The following is a 3711-nucleotide window of genomic DNA, read 5'->3' on the forward strand; positions in this document are numbered from 1 at the left end:
GCCCCCCCGCTCGCTTGCTGCGCGGGCCAAGCGCGGGGCCCCGGGCCGGGGTCCCGGGGGGCGCCCGGGGGGGGGGCCGCCCGGGGGGGGGGGGGGGCCGGCCAACGGCCGGCGCTACCGGAGAATCCGAACCGACGACCTGTTTAGTTATGTTATACCCTATCGCGCCCATCCCGGACCGTACCTTGTCCTCATCCCCTCGCCTGACCTCCATCGACCAGTTGCGCGGCACGGTCATCGTGCTGATGCTGCTGGACCATGTCCGCGAGACGTTCTATCTGCACCATCAGGTGCCGGACCCGATGCCGGTGGACGAGGTGGAGCCGGCACTGTTTGCGAGCCGTCTGCTGGCGCATCTGTGTGCCCCGGTCTTCGTTCTGCTGACGGGGCTGTCGGCCTGGCTGTACGGCAGCGGCCAGGCCGATCCGCGTCGCGCGGCTTCCACGTTCCTGCTCAAGCGCGGCCTGTTCCTGATCGCCCTGGAACTGGTGGTGGTCAATTTCGCCTGGACCGGGCAGTTTCCGCCCAGCGTGATCTACCTGCAGGTGATCTGGGCCATCGGCCTGAGCATGGTGGCGCTGGCCGGCCTGCTGTGGCTGCCACGCGCGGCGCTGGCGCTGCTGGCGCTGGTGCTGATCGCCGGCCACAACCTGCTCGATGGCGTCCATGTCGACGGCAACGGGGTCATGGCGGTGCTGTGGAAGGTGCTGCACCAGCGCGACTGGATCGAGCTCGGCGAGGTCCTGCGCCTGCGCACCTCCTATCCGGTGCTGCCGTGGTTCGGCGTCATCGCGCTGGGGTACGTGCTGGGTCCGTGGTTCATGCGCGGCGGCGATGCGCGGGTCCGCCAGCACCGGTTGCTATGGGCCGGCGGGGGAGCGCTTCTGGGATTCGGATTGCTGCGCGCGCTGAATGTCTACGGCGACCACCCGTGGCAGTCGTCTGCCGATGCCGGCGTGGCCGTGATGAGCTTCCTGAATGTCACCAAATATCCGCCTTCGCTGCTGTTCCTGCTGCTGACCCTGGGCCTGGGGCTGTTGCTGCTGCGTCTGTACGAGCAACCTGAAGTGGCACGGCGGCTGGCACCGCTGGCCGACATCGGGGCGGCACCGATGTTCTTCTACCTGGTGCACCTGTATGTGTTGAAGCTGCTGTACGTGGCGGCGGTGGCGCTGTGGGGGACAAACCATGGGACGTATTTCGGGGTCGACCAGGTCTGGCAGCTGTGGGCGATCACGGCGGTGCTGGCGGTGGCGCTGTACTGGCCGACCCGGGCGTTCGCGCGGTTGAAGGCACGGCGGAAGGATCTGGTGTGGCTGCGGTACCTGTGACACCGCAACGACCAACGGTCGTGGCCTACCGGTCCGATCACCCGTAGAGCCACGCCCTGCGTGGCTGCGCGATGCCGGATCTGGCGTCATGCGGTGCCGGGTCTGGTCGAAGCCACGCAGGGCGTGGCTCTACGGGCCGTTGGGGTGATAATCGCCGGCTGCTTGTGTCGCTTCTGCCCCGATGACCGCTACTGCCCTGCCCGCCACCGACGACTTCCTTGGCCACCCCAAGGGCGTTTACGTCTGCTTCTTCACCGAGATGTGGGAACGGTTCTCCTTCTACGGGATGAAGGCGCTCCTGCTGCTGTACCTGACCAAATACCACCTGTTCGGCGACAAGGCCGGCCTGGACCTGCTGGGAGCCTATGGCGGGCTGGTGTACTGCATCCCGGTGTTTGGTGGCCTGCTGGCTGACCGCTGGCTCGGCATGCGCAAGGCGGTGGTGTTCGGCGGGGTGCTGCTGGTGCTCGGGCACCTGGGCATGGCGTTCGAAGGCCACGAGGCAACCCGGGTCAACGGCGAGGTGGTCCGCGACACCACCGCTCTGGGCGTGACCTACCTGTCACTGGCGCTCATCATCATGGGCGTGGGCTTTCTCAAGCCCAACATCTCCACCATCGTCGGCAAGCTCTATCCGGCCAACGATCCGCGCCGCGATTCCGGTTTTTCGCTGTTCTACGCCGGCATCAACCTGGGGGCCCTGTTCGCCTCGCTGGTGTGCGGCTTCCTCGGCGAAGCCTATGGCTGGAAGTATGGCTTCGGTGCCGCCGGCATCGGCATGGTGGTCGGCCTGGCCATGTTCCTGTGGGGGCAGAAGTACCTGCAGGGTCACGCCGAACCCAGTGACGCCACCGCGTTGCGCGAACGCGTGGCCGGCGTGCCCCGCGAATGGGCGATCTATATTGTCGCCGTGCTCGGCGTAATACCGGTGGCGGCACTCATGTGGGCTGCCGCCAACGGTGCCTTCGCACTGGGAGGCGAAATCAGCCTGGCGCTGCTGCTGATGGTCGTGGTGCTGGGCGGCGTGCTGCTGTGGTTCGCCTGGTTCACCGGGACCCGCTGCACGCCGGTGCAGCGCCAGCAGATGATTGCGTTGATGGCACTGATCTTCATGGCGCTGGTGTTCTTCACCCTGTACGAGCAGACCTACGGCTCCTGGGTGACCTTCACCGACCGCATGCTGACCAAAGATCTGGTGCCTTCGCTGGTTATCCAGGGCGGCACGCCGCTGCCGTGGTCGATCGCCTCGCTGCTGCTGGCACCGCTCGGCTTCGTGGTGGCCGCGCGGCTGTCCGAACGGAACCCCGGCTCCAGTGCACCGCGCACGCTGTTCATCGCGATCGTGGCGTTGATGCTGGTCATGCTGATCCGCGACTGCCTGGTGATTCCGCAGACCGCCGGCTCGCTCACCTACCTGGGCGGCCTCTTCCTGGTGGTCCTGGCCCCGCTGTTCGCCGCGCTCTGGGCCTGGCTGGACCGCCGCCGCCTGGACCCGAACAAGCCGCTGAAGTCCTCCTTCGGGCTGATCTTCGGAGCCCTGTCCTTCGTGCCACTGGCACTGGCCGCACAACAGGTCGGGGCGACCGGGCAGATGGCCAGTGTCTGGTGGCTGGTACTGGCCTACCTGGTACTGGAGATCGGCGAGATGTGCCTGTCGCCCGTCGGCCTGTCGGCCGTGACCCAGCTGGCTGCGCCGCGCGTGGTCAGCCTGATGATGGGCACCTGGTTCCTCGCTACGGCCTTCTCGGAAACCCTGGCCGCGCTGTTCGGCAAGCTGGCCGCGATCGAGGTGCCGGAGGGCGAAACGATGAACATCGCCACCGCCGCCGCCAGTTACGAGCATCTGTTCTGGCTGCTGATGTGGATCGGCCTGGGCTGTGCCGCGGTGGCCCTGGTCTGCTCGCCTCTGCTGAAACGGATGATGCACGGGGTGAAGTGAGACGGCCAGCACATGCACATAAACGTTTCCTAACACCATTCGACTTGATCACACTTTTCATTTATTGAAATTAGTTGCAGATACAGCAACCCCGACGGTCTCCACCATGTCGCTCCCCTGCGTGCCAGCCCCTGGCCCGACAGGACGCAGTGCGCCGCAGGCGCGCGCGTTTCCCATTGCGTTCATGGAGCCTCCAATGTCCCATCCCCTTCCGCACCGCAAGGTGCTTGCCTCGTTTATTGCACTGGCGCTGACGACAGGCACGACCCTGCCCGTCCATGCTGCCGATGACATCGACTGCAAGATCGATCCCGACCACAGCACGTGTACCGATGAAAACGCCTCGGGCAGCAAGTTGCCCTGGATACTTGGTGGCGTGGCACTGGCTGCCGCAGCCGCTGCTGGTGGCGGTGGCGGCGGCGGTGGCAGCGACCACGGCGG

At 66.4% G+C, this 3711-nt stretch carries 3 protein-coding genes; all 3 read left to right on the forward strand.

What is annotated here, in order from left to right:
• The first annotated feature begins 149 nt into the window (after positions 1–149).
• Complete coding sequence (locus EGJ34_RS20860) at positions 150–1331, forward strand: heparan-alpha-glucosaminide N-acetyltransferase domain-containing protein (protein WP_125362327.1); 1182 nt, start codon at positions 150–152, stop codon at positions 1329–1331.
• A gap of 181 nt (positions 1332–1512) precedes the next feature.
• The gene (locus EGJ34_RS20865; protein ID WP_125362328.1) at positions 1513–3270 is read left to right on the forward strand and encodes an oligopeptide:H+ symporter; all 1758 of its coding nucleotides are present in this window, start codon (positions 1513–1515) and stop codon (positions 3268–3270) included.
• Between the two features lie 196 nt (positions 3271–3466).
• Positions 3467–3711, forward strand: a 245-nt coding sequence (locus tag EGJ34_RS20870; RefSeq protein WP_148100545.1) for a hypothetical protein, incomplete at its 3' end; no start/stop codon positions are given.

It is taken from the genome of Stenotrophomonas sp. 278, assembly GCF_003935715.1.
In the GTDB taxonomy this organism is placed as follows: domain Bacteria; phylum Pseudomonadota; class Gammaproteobacteria; order Xanthomonadales; family Xanthomonadaceae; genus Stenotrophomonas; species Stenotrophomonas maltophilia_AH.

Excerpts from the sequence above, each read along its gene's own strand:
- EGJ34_RS20860 (WP_125362327.1), top strand. The coding sequence starts at position 150 with ATGTTATACCCTATCGCGCCCATCCCGGACCGTACCTTGTCCTCATCC.
- EGJ34_RS20865 (WP_125362328.1), top strand. The coding sequence starts at position 1,513 with ATGACCGCTACTGCCCTGCCCGCCACCGACGACTTCCTTGGCCACCCC.